A 15958-nucleotide genomic window follows, 5' to 3' on the forward strand; every position below is an offset into this window, starting at 1 on the left:
CAAATGAATAAAAAAATTCAGCTTTTTCTGCTTAAGAGCACACAAAATGAGACATTCTTATAAAAGATGAAAATAAATTGTTAACCATCTTGGGGGCAAAAAACATCAAAAATATTATTTTTACTCGGGCGAGTAGAACGTTGCAGGGTGAACGATATTCGAGATAAAAACGAATTAAGGGCGGACAATGAATTACCACCTAGTAATCAAAATAATCCTTGTCTAAATGAGCAACAAGTCGCTGCAAAAAAATTAAAAGTCAGCACATCCCAGCAATTAAACAACGCCGTTAATGCTTAGCTTGAGCCCCTCGCAGCATGGCTTCAATCAATTCTTTGGCATCAAACTTTGTTAATGCTTCGTTTGCGCCAACCTGTTTAGCTTGGCTTACACTGATTTCACTTGAAAGTGAGGTATGCAAAATAATATAAGCACTTGCAATAAGCGGGTTATTTTTTACTTCAAAAGCCAACTCATACCCATCTAGACCAGGCATTTCAATGTCACTAACCAATAAATCAATAGGCGCGCGCTGTTCGGCGGCTTGTATCATCATTTGCAAAGCATCCCGCCCATCAGCAGTCACTTGATAAGCAATATTTATCGAATCTAATGCGTCAGACAATTGCTTGCGGGCCACTTTTGAGTCATCAACCAATAATATTCGCAGCGGTTTGAGTTTTTCGCGTTGAACATCGGTCAATATGGCTCGGCTTGCGATCGGATCATCAGGAAATATTTTTGATAACAGAAGCTCCACATCCAGCAATTGTACTAAACGATCATCAAACCGAGTCACACCGGTTAAAAAGGCATTTTTGCCTAAATTATCAGAAGGGGCTTCAATATTGCGCCAGTTACATTCGATGATTTTATCGATCGCTCGTACTAAAAAACCAATCACCATCCTTTGGCAATCTGTAATGATAATAAAGCAGTCTTTACGTTCTTGTTCTGTTACCGGTTTAAAACCAATACCAGCAGCCATATCAATAACAGGTATAGTCATACCGCGAATTGTAGCAGCACCCATAATGGCAGGATGTGAATGAGGGATTTTAGTCAGTGGGGTAAAGGGAACGAGCTCACGAATTTTCAAGGTGCCCAACGCAAATTGTTGAGTGTGGTTCAATCTAAAAAGCAATAAACCTTGCGATTGATTCGCTTTGCTCGTTTTTTGGCTCATCGTTTCCCCTTCTAAATGAAAGCTTGCAGTTCCACTATAGCATTTATCGTCAACGTTCAGGGTGTCTTTAGCAAGCACTGATCACAATACAAACTTTTTGGGGATAAAAATGACAAAAATAAAGGAAACAGACGATATATCAGCAAGATTTATTGTCTGTTTCCTTATCGTAAAATGACCCTAGCTCACCATGTTAATTTGAAGCAGACTGTAGCTCGTAAAGTACATCATAAACAAATTGGTCCCAACCATCTGCATCAAATGCTAAACCACTGGCATTTCGTACCTGGCTTACTGCATGTACAGGGGCGGCACCATTTTCCATCATGTAATAGGCCATCACCATTTCAGTACGGTTGATGCCTGAGCGACAATGCAATAACACTGGTAATTGCTCTGCTTCACATTGACGTATAAATGCCAAAACTTGTGGCAAAATCTCAGCACAAACGGCTAAGTCTTGTGGTTTAGGTGGAATGTTATCAGGTAAATTAAAGACTTTATGTTTAAAACCTAATTCTGCCATGGCAACAGTGTCACAACCTTCACCATTATTTAATGATGCTATGGCGCCAAATCCGGCTTGTTTTAACTCTGCTAAGTCCCATGCATCTTTATTTGGACCACTGCGACCTGCGATTTGACCATCAACTAACCAAAAAATATGTTTCATATTACCTACTACTTATCTGGTTTTTTTGCCCAAATATCAACATTAATTGGGGGTAATTTTTTGCGTTTCTTTTTACCTGCGCCTTCAGGTTTGGCAACGGGTTTAGGTTGCTCTAACACTGTGTCTGGCATATTTTCGTCAGCTTCAAATCCGCTAACTTGCTCTCGTTCAAGACGAATTTTATTCTTTTTCTCAATAACTGAGAAGTGATGATACTCATCATGCGATAGCAAGGTCAACGCTAAACCTACCTCACCTGCACGGCCACTTCGGCCAATGCGATGCATATAATCTGCTGGACTGCGTGGTAAGTCAAAATTAATTACAACAGGCAGTTTTTCAATGTCTAAACCACGGGCGGCGATGTCGGTTGCAATCAACACCTGTATCTCACCGGCTTTAAAACTTTCAAGCACTCGGCTACGTGCACCTTGTGCTTTATCGCCATGAAAAACGTCAGCATTAATACCGCGTTTAGCTAATTTTTGTGCCAAATGATTACAGCCATTTTTGGCACTCACAAAAATCAACACCTGACGCCATTGATGCTGTTGAAGTAAGTGAGCTAATAACGCCGTTTTTTTCTCTCTATTAACCGTCATGACTCGTTGCACTAACGTGCTAGCTTCAGCACTTTGCAATTGTACTTCTAGCGGAGCATTCAACAATGCTTGGGTCAATTGACGCACTTCTTCAGGGAAAGTTGCTGAAAATAAAAGTGTTTGCTTTTTCTTCGGCAGCAAGGCGATGATCTGCGACAGCTCTTCGGTAAAGCCTAAACTGAGCATTCTGTCTGCTTCGTCGAGCACCAATGTTGCAACAGATGATAATTTAACAGCATTAGATGAAATTAAATCAAGTAAACGCCCTGGCGTTGCAACCACTACATCTGCACCACCACGTAAGGCAAGCATTTGTGTGTTAACAGACACGCCGCCAAACGCTGCTACGATTTTGATATCACCATTTAAATGTACTGCATAAGATTTAAAACTATCGGCAACTTGTTTAGCCAACTCACGCGTAGGCACCAAGACTAAAGCACTGACAAGGTTGCCTTTAGTGGATGCACCACGATGACGTTCCATTAACCGCTGCAATATTGGTAAAGCAAACGCCGCGGTTTTACCCGAGCCCGTATTGGCACCCGCCAGCAAATCTTGGCCAGATAAAATACTTGGGATGGTATGGGCTTGTACTGGAGTAGGCTGTAAATATTGAAGCTCGGTCAATCTAGCCAGCAACGGAGTGTGCAGACCAAATTCAGCAAATGTGGTAGCTAATGAAGCTTGTGTCATGGATCAGATGCGCTCAACAAGGGATAACAATCGGGCATTTTACCGCACTTTAGCGCATCAGTCAGATAAATTACCTAACTTTATTGTGTCTTCTCTATGTTAAGTAACCATTGTTTCATGTCTAATCCATAAGCATAACCGGTGAGCTTACCGCCTTTACCAATCACCCGATGACATGGAACGATAATCGCAATAGGATTGGCGCCATTGGCCGCCCCAACCGCGCGAACAGCTTTAGGCCTACCAATCGTATTGGCAATGTCGCTATAGCTGCAATGCTGACCAAACGGTAGTTCACGCAAAGCCTGCCACACTTGATGTTGAAATTCGGTTCCTTTTGGTGCCAGGCTAACACTAAAGCTTTGCCTAATACCGGCAAAATATTCTGTTAATTGTGCCACTGTGTCATTAATGTGGTGTTGTGCCTGTAAATACGCTTCATTTGTCGCTGGCAAGAGATTGACTGAAGATTCAACCACAACAACAGGGTTTAGTTGAGCCAAATCCTCAACTTGTAAATGAGTTAAACCTTGCTCAGAAGCTTTTAGTGACAATAACCCAACAGGGCTAGACACAAACGATTGTACTTGAGGTATAGACATAGTGTTATTCTTCTATTGAATTGAGGGGGTTTTCATCCCACAACTGAAACGTTAAATAGCTGCCCCACGGGCTAACTTGCTGGCTAATGTGTTTAGCAATGTGGCTATAGGATTTGGTTGATTCAATAGGGCGTTGTGCCAATTGATGCAATGCGTGTAGCCTATTTTTTATCACTAAATCTGTAGTTAAAAACACGTCTGGCTCGCTCAGCCCTCGCATTTGTGCATAAGCCACGGTCCATGGCCCAATCCCTTTAACCGACAGCCAATCTTGCGGAGTTGAATCAGGGTATTGTGCAACATATTTACCAAGCGCGTTTAAGGCTAATTTACGTGCGCTAGGCATTTTTAATTCATTCAGTGATGCTTGGGCAATCGCCGTGGGTGTCGGAAAAAGTCGCCAGTTTTTACCATTCAGACTAAGTGGTTCACCATAATGTTGTACAAGCGTATTCAGTAGTTTAGTGGCTTGTTGCACGCTCACTTGTTGGCCTAATACAGCCCGGCATGCCGCTTCAAACACGTTGCCTGTCCCTGGGATCCTAAGGCCGACATCAATATTCGCCCCAAGTGACGTTATTGAGGTGAGAGCCTGTTCAATGACCTGCATATCCGCGTCAAGGTCGAACATTGCACGGATTTTCTTTACAACGTTATGCAAGTGCTTAATGTCTTGAGCATTCACAAAATAAATGCTCACATCTAATTGAGGCTTTTTGTGATTGTGCTTAGCAGCAAAAACACCATTAATACCATCAAATGCAAAGCTACGCATATAGCCGTCATCACTAATCACCTCCATATGCTCCACCTGACGAAACGCATAAAACTGCAGCATTTTTTCCCAGTTGAAAGGAGGACGGTACGCTAGGCTCAAGGTGATAGGATTCACTGCCATGGATTGATTATCTCTGTTAACTTGCGCTGATTGAGCAGTATGACTCTGCTTACGAAGAGCCGATGGCGTGAGTTGTAAGTGTTGTTGAAACACCTCATTAAAGCGCCTAATACTATTAAAACCCGCTGCCATGGCGATGTCGGTTATAGAAAGTGAGCTTTGATGCAGTAACTGTTTGGCAAACATCAATTGCTGATACTGAGCAAATCGTTTTGGCGACGTTCCTAATTGCTGATTAAACAACTGACTCAAATAACGGCTCGTTATACCTAATTTTTCAGCAATATCGGTCACTGATGCCGCGTTATCACCATTAAGGTACCCTTGCTCAATTAACCTTAATGCTCGGTTAAGAGTGGTCTGCGTGCCTCGCCAAGCATTGGAGCTTGGTGCGCTATCGGGTCGACAGCGTAAACATGGCCTTAACCCGGCATTAGCGGCTTTAATCGCGGAGTCAAAATAACGGACGTTTTTTTCATGCGGCGCTGGCGCGGGGCAAATTGAACGGCAATAAATACCGGTAGTCAGTACGCCAGTAAAAAATTGGCCATCAAAACGAGCATCGCGGCTCAAACGAGCTTGCTGACACACTTGGGGTGCTATGTGGCAGTCTACTGACATTTGCTCACTCGTCATTCGTTCTCCTCAGGCCAGTATCATTACAGGTTAACATTTAGCATAAAATCAATATGCGCTAAAAAGTGCGTTTTTACGTACCAACAAACTCTACCTAAATGACTGCGTTGCGACTAGCGGAAAACGGAACTGAATCGTGATGAGCCCACCAGCAGATTAATAGTAACAATTTAACGCATTACATTTGACGTATATACGTTATCCTAGTAAGCAGAAATCTCACTATTGATGTTAGAGTATTAGATGTTTAAATTTTTTGAATCCTTAACCCAACCCTTACCGCCAGAAGAGCCGACGCAACCACCTAAAACCTTGTACGCATTTTGTCGTCATTATACTCGCGGCTTTGGCAAACCTTTAATTGTAATGTCGATATTAACGGCTACGTTGGCGATATTAGAGGTGTCACTATTTGGCTTTATGGGTAAGTTAGTCGATTGGTTAGTCACTAAAAATCCACAAACTTTATGGCAAGACGAACACGTTACCCTTATTGGCATGTCGGTGATTGTGTTAGTTGTGATCCCGTTTATTGTTTGGTTGCATGCTTCGATCGTGCATCAAACATTATTGGGAAATTATCCCATGGCCATTCGCTGGCAAGCGCATCGCTATCTGCTTAAGCAAAGTATTAGTTTTTATCAAGATGACTTTGCAGGACGAGTTGCCACAAAAGTGATGCAAACCTCATTAGCCGTGCGTGAAACGGTCATGAAGCTATTAGATGTATTGATGTACATCTTAATTTACTTCACCTCAATGCTAGTAATGATTGCCAGCGCAGACGTAAGGCTAATGTTACCCATGCTAGTTTGGCTTATCGCCTACGTTGCTATCCAGTGGAAGTTAGTGCCTAAATTAAAAGCCATTTCAGCTAAACAAGCGGACGCCCGCTCGAGCATGACAGGCCGAATTGTCGACAGTTATACCAATATTTCTACCGTGAAATTATTCTCTCACACTAAGCAAGAAGCAGATTATGCACGCGACAGTATGAGTTTATTTTTAGACACAGTTTACGGCCAGATGCGTTTAGTGACCGTGATTAACGTTGCCGTGCAAATCATTAATTATCTATTGGCATTCACTATTGCTGCTGTATCAATTTGGCTTTGGGCAGATAACGCGATTACCGTTGGCGCTATTGCCATTGCCGTGAGTTTAGCACTGCGTTTAAACGGTATGTCTCAATGGATAATGTGGGAAATTAGCTCATTATTTGAAAACATTGGTACCGTTACCGACGGGATGAATACCTTATCAAAACCTATTGCAATTGAAGATAAACCAGACGCCAAAGATATTGTGATTGATCAAGGTAAAATTGACTTTAACCAAGTGAGTTTTCATTACGGTGAGAAAAAAGGCGTTATTGATTCATTAGATCTGCACATTAAGCCTGGAGAAAAAGTGGGTTTAGTCGGCCGCTCAGGCGCAGGCAAATCAACATTAGTTAATTTACTAATGCGTTTTCATGATGTTGAACAAGGGCAAATTATTATTGATGATCAACCCCTAACCGATGTCACCCAAGACTCTCTGCGCGCCAATATCGGCATGGTCACTCAAGACACTTCGCTATTGCACCGCTCTATTCGCGAAAATATTCTCTATGGCGACCCACACGCTAGTAAAGAACGCTTAATGGCAGCTATCACTCAAGCGCAGGCATTTGATTTTATCGATACGCTTACCGATCCCTTTGGTAATAAGGGCTTAGATGCACAGGTCGGCGAGCGTGGTGTTAAGCTGTCTGGTGGTCAGCGTCAACGTATCGCAATTGCCAGAGTGTTACTTAAAAACGCGCCGATATTACTGCTCGATGAAGCCACATCAGCACTCGACTCTGAAGTAGAGGCGGCAATTCAAGAGTCTTTATACCAACTAATGGAAGGTAAAACGGTTATTGCCATTGCGCATCGACTCTCAACGATTGCAGCAATGGATCGCTTAATTGTATTAGACCAAGGCAAAATTGTAGAACAAGGCACTCATCAGGAGTTGATTAAAGCCAATGGCATTTACTCACAGCTTTGGGCTCATCAAACCGGTGGTTTTTTAGGGCTGGATTGATGCCGTAATTTACAGATTTTAATAGAAGCCATTCAATTTGAGTGGCTTTTTTATGGCCGAACATCAAGAAAGTTAAAAAGTGAGATTGCAAGAAGAAACATTAGAGCATTCTAAATAAAATTGAGTAATCAAATAAGATTGCAGTTGCCTAAGAAAGATTGCAGTTGGATTAAATTAGATAATATAACGAGGAATATGGTGGTCGCTACTGGGCTCGAACCAGTGACCCCCTCCTTGTAAGGGAGGTGCTCTCCCAGCTGAGCTAAGCGACCTGGGATATAACGCAGATAGATTAAGTTGATATGGTGGTCGCTACTGGGCTCGAACCAGTGACCCCCTCCTTGTAAGGGAGGTGCTCTCCCAGCTGAGCTAAGCGACCTGGGAATATCAATCTATAAAGCAGTAAAATATGGTGGTCGCTACTGGGCTCGAACCAGTGACCCCCTCCTTGTAAGGGAGGTGCTCTCCCAGCTGAGCTAAGCGACCTGGGATATTTTACTATTGAGTCCAATACATTTATGAGAAATGGTGGTCGCTACTGGGCTCGAACCAGTGACCCCCTCCTTGTAAGGGAGGTGCTCTCCCAGCTGAGCTAAGCGACCTGGGACTCTACACATCATTTTATCAGATTACATGGTGGTCGCTACTGGGCTCGAACCAGTGACCCCCTCCTTGTAAGGGAGGTGCTCTCCCAGCTGAGCTAAGCGACCTGGGATGTAATCAACATAAGAATATCTTCATCAGTGAAGATATGGTGGTCGCTACTGGGCTCGAACCAGTGACCCCCTCCTTGTAAGGGAGGTGCTCTCCCAGCTGAGCTAAGCGACCTCATGCTGTGTGGGGCCGTATTATAGGGGGCAAGTAAAACCTGTCAACGCTTTTTAATTAAAAAAATGCTAGTCGGCCTAAAATTGTTCGCTTTGACGCTTTGTTAATCAACAGATTGACCTAATCATAATCAAAATAAAAACCAGTTCAGTTTCATCGTTTACACAATATTTGCTGACATTATTACGCCTCACTGTACATCACAATGTTTTAATCGCAGTGAAACTTACAACAAGTCATTTTTGACGTTTATCCGCACAGAAAAAATAAAATCTGTCTCAGGTTTGAGTGCGCACCATTTCAACTACCGAGTTTGGCTGTTAGAATAGCGCCACATTTTTTTGTTTGTCTTTAATTTAGACGTTTATAAATAGGTTAGTGTCCGATTATGACTACTAAGACGCGTTTTGCTCCAAGTCCAACTGGTTTTCTTCATGTAGGTGGTGCCCGTACTGCACTTTATTCATGGTTACACGCTCGTGCTAACAATGGTGAGTTTGTGCTTCGCATTGAAGACACCGACATTGAACGCTCAACTCAAGAAGCGTGCGATGCCATTCTTGATGGTATGAACTGGTTAGGACTAACCTGGGACGAAGGCCCGTATTACCAAACAAAACGCTTTGATCGTTACAATGAAATCATTGAGCAAATGCTGAATAATGGTACTGCATATAAATGTTATTGCTCACGTGAGCGCATAGAAAGCATGCGTGAAGAACAAGCGGCGCAGGGTTTACAACAAAAGTATGATGGCTGCTGTCGTAACTTGGCGCCACGCGATACTGACGAACCTTTTGTTGTTCGTTTCAAAAATCCTATCGAAGGCAGTGTAGTATTTGACGATCACGTCCGCGGCCGTATCGAAATTTCAAATGATATGCTTGACGATTTAATCATTAAGCGTACCGATGGTGTGCCAACCTATAATTTCTGTGTGGTTGTTGATGACTGGGATATGGGGATTACTTGTGTTGTACGTGGCGAAGATCATATCAACAACACGCCACGCCAAATCAATATTCTTAAAGCATTAGGCGCGCCAATTCCTGAATACGCTCATGTATCGATGATTTTAGGTGATGATGGTGCCAAATTATCTAAACGCCATGGTGCTGTTGGGGTAATGCAATACCGTGATGACGGTTATTTACCAGAAGCACTACTAAACTATCTTGTGCGTTTAGGTTGGTCACATGGCGATCAAGAAGTGTTTTCAATGGAAGAGTTAAAAACACTGTTCAAATTAGATGATATTAACAAAGCCGCTTCTGCATTTAATACTGATAAGCTAGTTTGGTTGAACCAACACTATATTAAATCACTTGATCCAGTTTATGTTGCATCACACTTACAGTGGCATATGGATGATCAAAAAATTGATACCAGCAATGGCCCTGCTCTTGCTGATATCGTCACTGCATTATCTGAACGCGCTAAAACTTTAAAAGAGTTAGCCGCTTCTAGTCGTTACTTCTATGAAGACTTTGATCAGTTTGATGAAGATCAAGCGAAAAAACACCTTCGTGGTGTCGCATTAGAGCCATTAACACTGTTCAATCAGAAATTAGCTGAGCTGAATGACTGGAGTGTTGAAGGCATTCACCAAGTGATCGAGGCTACGGCAACTGAACTTGATGTAGGTATGGGTAAAGTCGGTATGCCTTTACGCGTCGCGGTTACTGGTGCAGGTCAGTCTCCTGCATTAGATTTAACCTTATTCCTAATCGGAAAAGAAAGATCTGCACAAAGAATATCCAAAGCGATTGATTTTGTAGCAGATAGAATAAATTCCTAAAAAACGAGTTGACACTTTTGGGTATGCTGCATAGAATGCGCCTCGCAGTTGAGACATGGCATCAGTTAATTCTGGTTGCATATCCAAAAGCATTAAGTAAGAAAGGGGTTATAGCTCAGCTGGGAGAGCGCTTCGCTGGCAGTGAAGAGGTCCACGGTTCGATCCCGTGTAGCTCCACCACTTACTTAACTATCTTTAATTAGATATTTAGCACCAATGTTTAGCCTACAGACATTGATGAGTATTCACTCGATACAGAGTATAACGTATCAACTGTGTCCCATTCGTCTAGAAATAGAGCTTAGGACATCGCCCACTTTGGTTTATAAAGAGTCGGCGTTAACAGGGGGTCGAATCCTTGTTATTTTGTAGCAATTAGCACCAATGTTTAGCCTACAGACATTAGTGAGTATTCACTCGATACAGAGTATAACGTATCAACCGTGTCCCATTCGTCTAGAGGCCTAGGACACCGCCCTTTCACGGCGGTAACAGGGGTTCGAATCCCCTATGGGATACCACTTTTTCTTGAGTGGTTGACTGTAAAGTTAACGATTCGATAGCACCAATGTTTAGCCTACAGACATTAGTGAGTATTCACTCGATACAGAGTATAACGTATCAACTGTGTCCCATTCGTCTAGAAATAGACCTTAGGACACCGCCCACTTTGGTTTATAAAGAGTCGGCGTTAACAGGGGTTCGAATCCTTGTTATTTTGTAGCAATTAGCACCAATGTTTAGCCTACAGACATTAGTGAGTATTCACTCGATACAGAGTATAACGTATCAACTGTGTCCCATTCGTCTAGAGGCCTAGGACACCGCCCTTTCACGGCGGTAACAGGGGTTCGAATCCCCTATGGGATACCACTTTTTCTTGAGTGGTTGACTGTAAAGTTAACGATTCGATAGCACCAATGTTTAGCCTACAGACATTAGTGAGTATTCACTCGATACAGAGTATAACGTATCAACTGTGTCCCATTCGTCTAGAGGCCTAGGACACCGCCCTTTCACGGCGGTAACAGGGGTTCGAATCCCCTATGGGATACCACTTTTTCTTGAGTGGTTGACTGTAAAGTTAACGATTTGATAGCACCAATGTTTAGCCTACAGGCATTGATGAGTATTCACTCGATACAGAGTATAACGTATCAACTGTGTCCCATTCGTCTAGAAATAGAGCTTAGGACATCGCCCACTTTTATTTATAAAGAGTCGGCGGTAACAGGGGTTCGAATCCTTGTTATTTTGTAGCAATTAGCACCAATGTTTAGCCTACAGACATTAGTGAGTATTCACTCGATACAGAGTATAACGTATCAACTGTGTCCCATTCGTCTAGAGGCCTAGGACACCGCCCTTTCACGGCGGTAACAGGGGTTCGAATCCCCTATGGGATACCACTTTTTCTTGAGTGGTTGACTGTAAAGTTAACGATTCGATAGCATTAATGTTTAGCCTACAGGCATTGATGAGTATTCACTCGATACAGAGTATAACGTATCAACTGTGTCCCATTCGTCTAGAAATAGAGCTTAGGACATCGCCCACTTTGGTTTATAAAGAGTCGGCGGTAACAGGGGTTCGAATCCTTGTTGTTTTGTAGCAATTAGCACCAATGTTTAGCCTACAGGCATTGATGAGTATTCACTCCCTTACGGAGTCTAAACGTAAGACCGGCGTCCCATTCGTCTAGAGGCCTAGGACACCGCCCTTTCACGGCGGTAACAGGGGTTCGAATCCCCTATGGGATACCACTTTTTCTTGAGTGGTTGACTGTAAAGTTAACGATTCGATAGCACCAATGTTTAGCCTACAGACATTAGTGAGTATTCACTCGATACAGAGTATAACGTATCAACTGTGTCCCATTCGTCTAGAAATAGAGCTTAGGACATCGCCCACTTTGGTTTATAAAGAGTCGGCGGTAACAGGGGTTCGAATCCTTGTTATTTTGTAGCAATTAGCACCAATGTTTAGCCTACAGACATTAGTGAGTATTCACTCGATACAGAGTATAACGTATCAACTGTGTCCCATTCGTCTAGAGGCCTAGGACACCGCCCTTTCACGGCGGTAACAGGGGTTCGAATCCCCTATGGGATACCATATTATTCAAGTTTTAGTTTTTATTAGCTAGAATTTGGGGCTATAGCTCAGCTGGGAGAGCGCTTCGCTGGCAGTGAAGAGGTCCACGGTTCGATCCCGTGTAGCTCCACCATTAAATTGGTATTCGTACATATTGATATGTATTCGAAACAAAAAAACCACCTCACGGTGGTTTTTTTGTGCCTATTAGAAAATGATATTACGCGATATCATCTCAATTTCGACTCAACACCAGCAACATTTCGCACGGCTCACGTATCAAACACCATATATACAGAAAACGAGAGCGCCATAACGCCAACAATAAATGTGTGACATTCCACCCATAGGTAGATTTATTTTGTGTGACATCCCACACAAACCACAGTATCTACATATCAGTACTTAAATTAAAGTTAATAACTATCATAATGTTACAAAAAATTAACACTATGGCCTAATGCTTGCTATGTTTTATCTATCCTCATAATGCGTTTATGGTTGGCTTGTTCTGGAACGGGTCACCACCGTGAGGAATATATAACACTAAAAAAAGGAAGCTAAACCTCATGAAAAAATCGACAAGTACCTTTACCCAACCATTAAAGTCAATCGCTAAACTGGCCACCATCGCTTCAATTTTGGCAGCAAGCTTTAATGTATTTGCTGAACCTGTGGAAATTAAATTTTCACATGTTGTGGCCGAAAATACTCCTAAAGGCCAAATGGCGCTCAAGTTTAAAGAATTAATTGAGCAGCGTTTACCTGGCGAGTACGTCGTTAACGTATTTCCTAACTCGCAATTATTTGGTGACAACAATGAATTAGCGGCATTGCTATTAAACGACGTGCAATTTGTGGCGCCTTCCCTATCTAAATTTGAACGCTATACAAAAAAACTACAAATTTTTGACTTACCTTTTTTATTCGAAGATATGGCTGCGGTCGATCGTTTTCAACAATCAGATTCAGGCCAAAAACTTCTTAACTCAATGAACCGAAAAGGTGTGGTGGGCTTAGGGTATCTTCATAACGGCATGAAACAATTTTCAGCTAACAACCCACTGATGTTACCAAAAGATGCAAATGGCAAAAAATTCCGCATTATGGCATCAGACGTTATCGCGGCACAATTTGATGCTGTAGGCGCTATCCCTGTTAAAAAGCCATTCTCAGAAGTTTTTACGTTATTACAAACCCGCGCCATTGATGGTCAAGAGAACACCTGGTCGAACACTTATTCTATGAAGTTCTACGAGGTGCAAAGCCACATCACTGAAAGTAACCATGGCGTATTAGATTACATGGTTGTGACATCAAATACTTTCTGGAAAGGCTTGCCAGCCGACAAACGCGCGGTATTTAAATCATCTCTTGATGAAGCCATCGCCCTTGGCAATAAAATTGCTGCCGAAAAAGACAATGAAGATAAACAAGCTATTTTAGACTCAAAACGCTCTGAGTTAGTGACCTTGTCACCAGAAGACCGTCAACAATGGGTTAATGCAATGAAACCGGTTTGGGCGAAATTTGAAGATCAAATTGGCAAAGACATGATCGATGCCGCACAAGCTGCAAACACAAAATAATCTTAACACTTAATGTGGTGCTGAAACTTATTACCATCAGCACCACACCATCCTTATTTTATTCAAGGAGTATAACTGTGATATCAAGATTATTTGGTTATTTCGAAGAAGGTTTTCTTAACCTTCTCATCACATTGATGACCCTACTTGTATTTGGTGAAGTCATTGCCCGTTTCTTTTTTAATACTGGCTTTTTATGGATACAAGAACTGACATTAACCTTGTGCGGCTGGTTTGTTCTTTTTGGTATGTCTTATGGTGTCAAAGTCGGTGCACATATTGGCGTCGACGCATTTGTATCTAAACTTTCTGGTAAACCACAAAAGATGGTAGCGATATTTGCTTGCTTATGTTGCGTTATATATTGTGCAATGTTTTTGAAAGGTTCGTGGGATTACTTAACACAAATGTACCAAATTGGTATTCCAATGGAAGATATTGATTTTCCAGCATGGTTTATCCATCAGTTAGACCCAGACTATGCATGGGAAACATTACGCATCGATGTTGAAGATGGCGCGGTACCAATCTGGTTGTCTCAAAGTATCTTATTGATTGGTTTCTCAATGTTAACCTGGCGTTTCATTGAGTTATTTATTGCCATTTTACGAAATCAAGCTGTCGGTTTTCAGCTAGCCGATGAAGCAAAAGACAGTATGCACCTGATAGATGAAGCCGCCAAATCAGCTCCAGAACAACAAGAACAAACTGATAAGGACGCAAAATAATGACTATCGCTACATTATTTATCACCCTGCTTATTTGTATGATGGTAGGTATGCCTATTGCAATTGCATTAGGCTTTTCAAGCATGCTCACTATCTTGCTTTACTCAAATGACTCGCTTGCTTCAATCGCTTTAAAACTTTACGAATCAACCTCAGAACATTACACCTTACTTGCGATACCATTTTTTATTTTATCTTCAGCGTTTTTATCAACCGGTGGCGTCGCAAGGCGGATCATCGACTTTGCAATGGACAGTGTCGGGCATATTCGTGGCGGTCTAGCAATGGCGTCAGTCATGGCCTGTATGTTATTTGCTGCGGTATCAGGCTCTTCACCCGCAACTGTTGCCGCCATTGGCTCAATTGTCATCGTAGGTATGGTTCGCGCTGGATACCCAGAGAAATTTGCAGCGGGAGTTATCACAACCTCGGGCACACTTGGTATTTTAATTCCGCCATCCATTGTGATGCTGGTGTATGCGGCGGCAACCGAAGTGTCGGCGGCCAGAATGTTTATGGCAGGCTTAATTCCAGGATTAATGATGGGCTGTATTTTAATGATCGCCATCTATATTGTCGCTCGAATTAAAAAACTCCCCTCACGTCCATTTCCAGGTGTAAAAGCACTCACAATATCAAGTGCTAAGGCAATGGGTGGATTAGCACTCATTCTTATTGTGCTCGGCTCTATCTACGGTGGTGTTGCCAGCCCAACAGAAGCCGCTGCGGTAGCTTGTGTGTATGCCTATTTTATTGCTGTGTTTGGATATCGTGATATTGGACCACTAAAAAATGTTGCCTGGCGAAATAACCAAGAATCGCTCGTTGTAGCAGCTCTGCGCAATATCGGATTCATGTTACTCGCTGTGATTAAAACACCTACAGACAAAGAAATACGTCATGTGGTACGTGATGGGGCAAAAGTCAGTATTATGCTGTTGTTTATTATTGCTAATGCCATGCTATTTGCTCATGTACTAACAACAGAGCGAATTCCTCACATCATCGCTGAAGCAATTGTGGGGCTGGGTTTACCAGCTTGGGGCTTTTTAATTATTGTCAATTTATTGCTGTTAGCGGCGGGTAACTTTATGGAACCGTCAGCAATCTTATTGATTATGGCTCCAATTTTGTTCCCCATTGCAACTCAGTTAGGTATTGATCCAATTCATTTAGGGATCATCATGGTTGTTAACATGGAAATTGGCATGCTGACACCGCCTGTGGGGCTCAATTTGTTTGTCACCGCGGGCATAACAGGAAAAAGCATGGGGTGGGTAATACAGTCTTGCTTACCTTGGTTAGTACTATTACTTGGCTTTTTAATATTAATCACTTACATCCCGCAAATATCACTATTTTTGCCTGAGTATATCGACAAATTAAACGGCTATTAGCTTTTATCATTTATTAAGCGAGCCTTATTAAATTAAGGCTCGCGCTATACCTTAACCAAAAACACACCAACGGCTCAAGTTCCTATGACGTCATACTATTGCGTTTCATCTGAGTCATGTAAAATGGTTTACAGCAATAAACACGACATTGGTTATAC

The 15958-nt window shown here is 42.3% G+C and carries 10 protein-coding genes and 14 tRNA genes; 13 read left to right on the top strand and 11 right to left on the bottom strand.

Annotated elements, in window-relative coordinates:
* Window positions 1-289: 289 nt before the first annotated feature.
* The 5 genes from K8B83_RS16855 to K8B83_RS16875 all read right to left on the bottom strand — a co-directional run bounded on the left by K8B83_RS16855 (window position 290) and on the right by K8B83_RS16875 (window position 5293).
* Window positions 290-1186: a chemotaxis protein CheV gene (locus K8B83_RS16855; protein ID WP_188736604.1), complete on the bottom strand. Its 897-nt coding sequence runs from the start codon at window positions 1184-1186 to the stop codon at window positions 290-292.
* A gap of 193 nt (window positions 1187-1379) precedes the next feature.
* On the bottom strand, window positions 1380-1859 hold the full coding sequence (locus K8B83_RS16860) for a dual specificity protein phosphatase family protein (RefSeq protein ID WP_223418404.1): 480 nt from the start codon (window positions 1857-1859) through the stop codon (window positions 1380-1382).
* Window positions 1860-1867: 8 nt separating this feature from the next.
* Window positions 1868-3157, bottom strand: coding sequence for a DEAD/DEAH box helicase (locus K8B83_RS16865; protein ID WP_188736608.1), 1290 nt, complete (start codon window positions 3155-3157; stop codon window positions 1868-1870).
* Between the two features lie 80 nt (window positions 3158-3237).
* Entirely contained in the window at window positions 3238-3759 is a 522-nt protein-coding gene (locus K8B83_RS16870) for a methylated-DNA--[protein]-cysteine S-methyltransferase (protein ID WP_188736610.1), read from the bottom strand.
* 4 nt (window positions 3760-3763) lie between these two features.
* Window positions 3764-5293 carry a DNA-3-methyladenine glycosylase 2 family protein gene (locus K8B83_RS16875; protein ID WP_188736613.1) on the bottom strand — a complete coding sequence of 510 codons (1530 nt, stop codon included), beginning with the start codon at window positions 5291-5293 and terminating at the stop codon, window positions 3764-3766.
* 243 nt (window positions 5294-5536) lie between these two features.
* Between K8B83_RS16875 and K8B83_RS16880 the strand changes: the two genes are divergently transcribed.
* Window positions 5537-7366 (top strand): ABC transporter ATP-binding protein, encoded by a 1830-nt coding sequence (locus K8B83_RS16880; RefSeq protein WP_188736615.1) that lies wholly within the window; start codon window positions 5537-5539, stop codon window positions 7364-7366.
* Window positions 7367-7562: 196 nt separating this feature from the next.
* Here K8B83_RS16880 and K8B83_RS16885 read toward each other — a convergent pair.
* The 6 genes from K8B83_RS16885 to K8B83_RS16910 form a co-directional block, all read right to left on the bottom strand.
* Window positions 7563-7638: transfer RNA gene (locus K8B83_RS16885), tRNA-Val, on the bottom strand.
* Window positions 7639-7669: 31 nt separating this feature from the next.
* A tRNA-Val gene (locus K8B83_RS16890) sits at window positions 7670-7745 on the bottom strand.
* Window positions 7746-7776: 31 nt separating this feature from the next.
* Window positions 7777-7852: transfer RNA gene (locus K8B83_RS16895), tRNA-Val, on the bottom strand.
* Window positions 7853-7892: 40 nt separating this feature from the next.
* A tRNA-Val gene (locus K8B83_RS16900) sits at window positions 7893-7968 on the bottom strand.
* A gap of 32 nt (window positions 7969-8000) precedes the next feature.
* Window positions 8001-8076, bottom strand: a tRNA-Val gene (locus K8B83_RS16905).
* 42 nt (window positions 8077-8118) lie between these two features.
* Window positions 8119-8194: transfer RNA gene (locus K8B83_RS16910), tRNA-Val, on the bottom strand.
* Between the two features lie 388 nt (window positions 8195-8582).
* On the opposite strand from K8B83_RS16910, the gene gltX reads away from it, so the two are divergent.
* The 12 genes from gltX to K8B83_RS16970 all read left to right on the top strand — a co-directional run bounded on the left by gltX (window position 8583) and on the right by K8B83_RS16970 (window position 15800).
* Window positions 8583-9992, top strand: coding sequence for a glutamate--tRNA ligase (gene gltX, locus K8B83_RS16915; RefSeq protein ID WP_188736617.1), 1410 nt, complete (start codon window positions 8583-8585; stop codon window positions 9990-9992).
* A 104-nt stretch (window positions 9993-10096) separates the two neighbouring features.
* Window positions 10097-10172 (top strand) — tRNA-Ala (locus K8B83_RS16920).
* Between the two features lie 265 nt (window positions 10173-10437).
* Window positions 10438-10513 (top strand) — tRNA-Glu (locus K8B83_RS16925).
* Between the two features lie 276 nt (window positions 10514-10789).
* Window positions 10790-10865: transfer RNA gene (locus tag K8B83_RS16930), tRNA-Glu, on the top strand.
* A 108-nt stretch (window positions 10866-10973) separates the two neighbouring features.
* A tRNA-Glu gene (locus K8B83_RS16935) sits at window positions 10974-11049 on the top strand.
* Between the two features lie 276 nt (window positions 11050-11325).
* Window positions 11326-11401 (top strand) — tRNA-Glu (locus K8B83_RS16940).
* A 278-nt stretch (window positions 11402-11679) separates the two neighbouring features.
* Window positions 11680-11755: transfer RNA gene (locus K8B83_RS16945), tRNA-Glu, on the top strand.
* A gap of 276 nt (window positions 11756-12031) precedes the next feature.
* Window positions 12032-12107, top strand: a tRNA-Glu gene (locus tag K8B83_RS16950).
* Between the two features lie 36 nt (window positions 12108-12143).
* Window positions 12144-12219, top strand: a tRNA-Ala gene (locus K8B83_RS16955).
* 436 nt (window positions 12220-12655) lie between these two features.
* Window positions 12656-13675, top strand: coding sequence for a TRAP transporter substrate-binding protein (locus tag K8B83_RS16960; protein ID WP_188736619.1), 1020 nt, complete (start codon window positions 12656-12658; stop codon window positions 13673-13675).
* Between the two features lie 77 nt (window positions 13676-13752).
* The gene (locus K8B83_RS16965; protein ID WP_188736621.1) at window positions 13753-14403 is read left to right on the top strand and encodes a TRAP transporter small permease; all 651 of its coding nucleotides are present in this window, start codon (window positions 13753-13755) and stop codon (window positions 14401-14403) included.
* The gene (locus K8B83_RS16970; protein ID WP_188736623.1) at window positions 14403-15800 is read left to right on the top strand and encodes a TRAP transporter large permease; all 1398 of its coding nucleotides are present in this window, start codon (window positions 14403-14405) and stop codon (window positions 15798-15800) included. The genes K8B83_RS16965 and K8B83_RS16970 overlap by 1 nt, the downstream gene beginning before the upstream one ends.
* Window positions 15801-15958 lie beyond the last annotated feature (158 nt).

The organism is Shewanella inventionis (assembly GCF_019931735.1).
Classification (GTDB): domain Bacteria; phylum Pseudomonadota; class Gammaproteobacteria; order Enterobacterales; family Shewanellaceae; genus Shewanella; species Shewanella inventionis.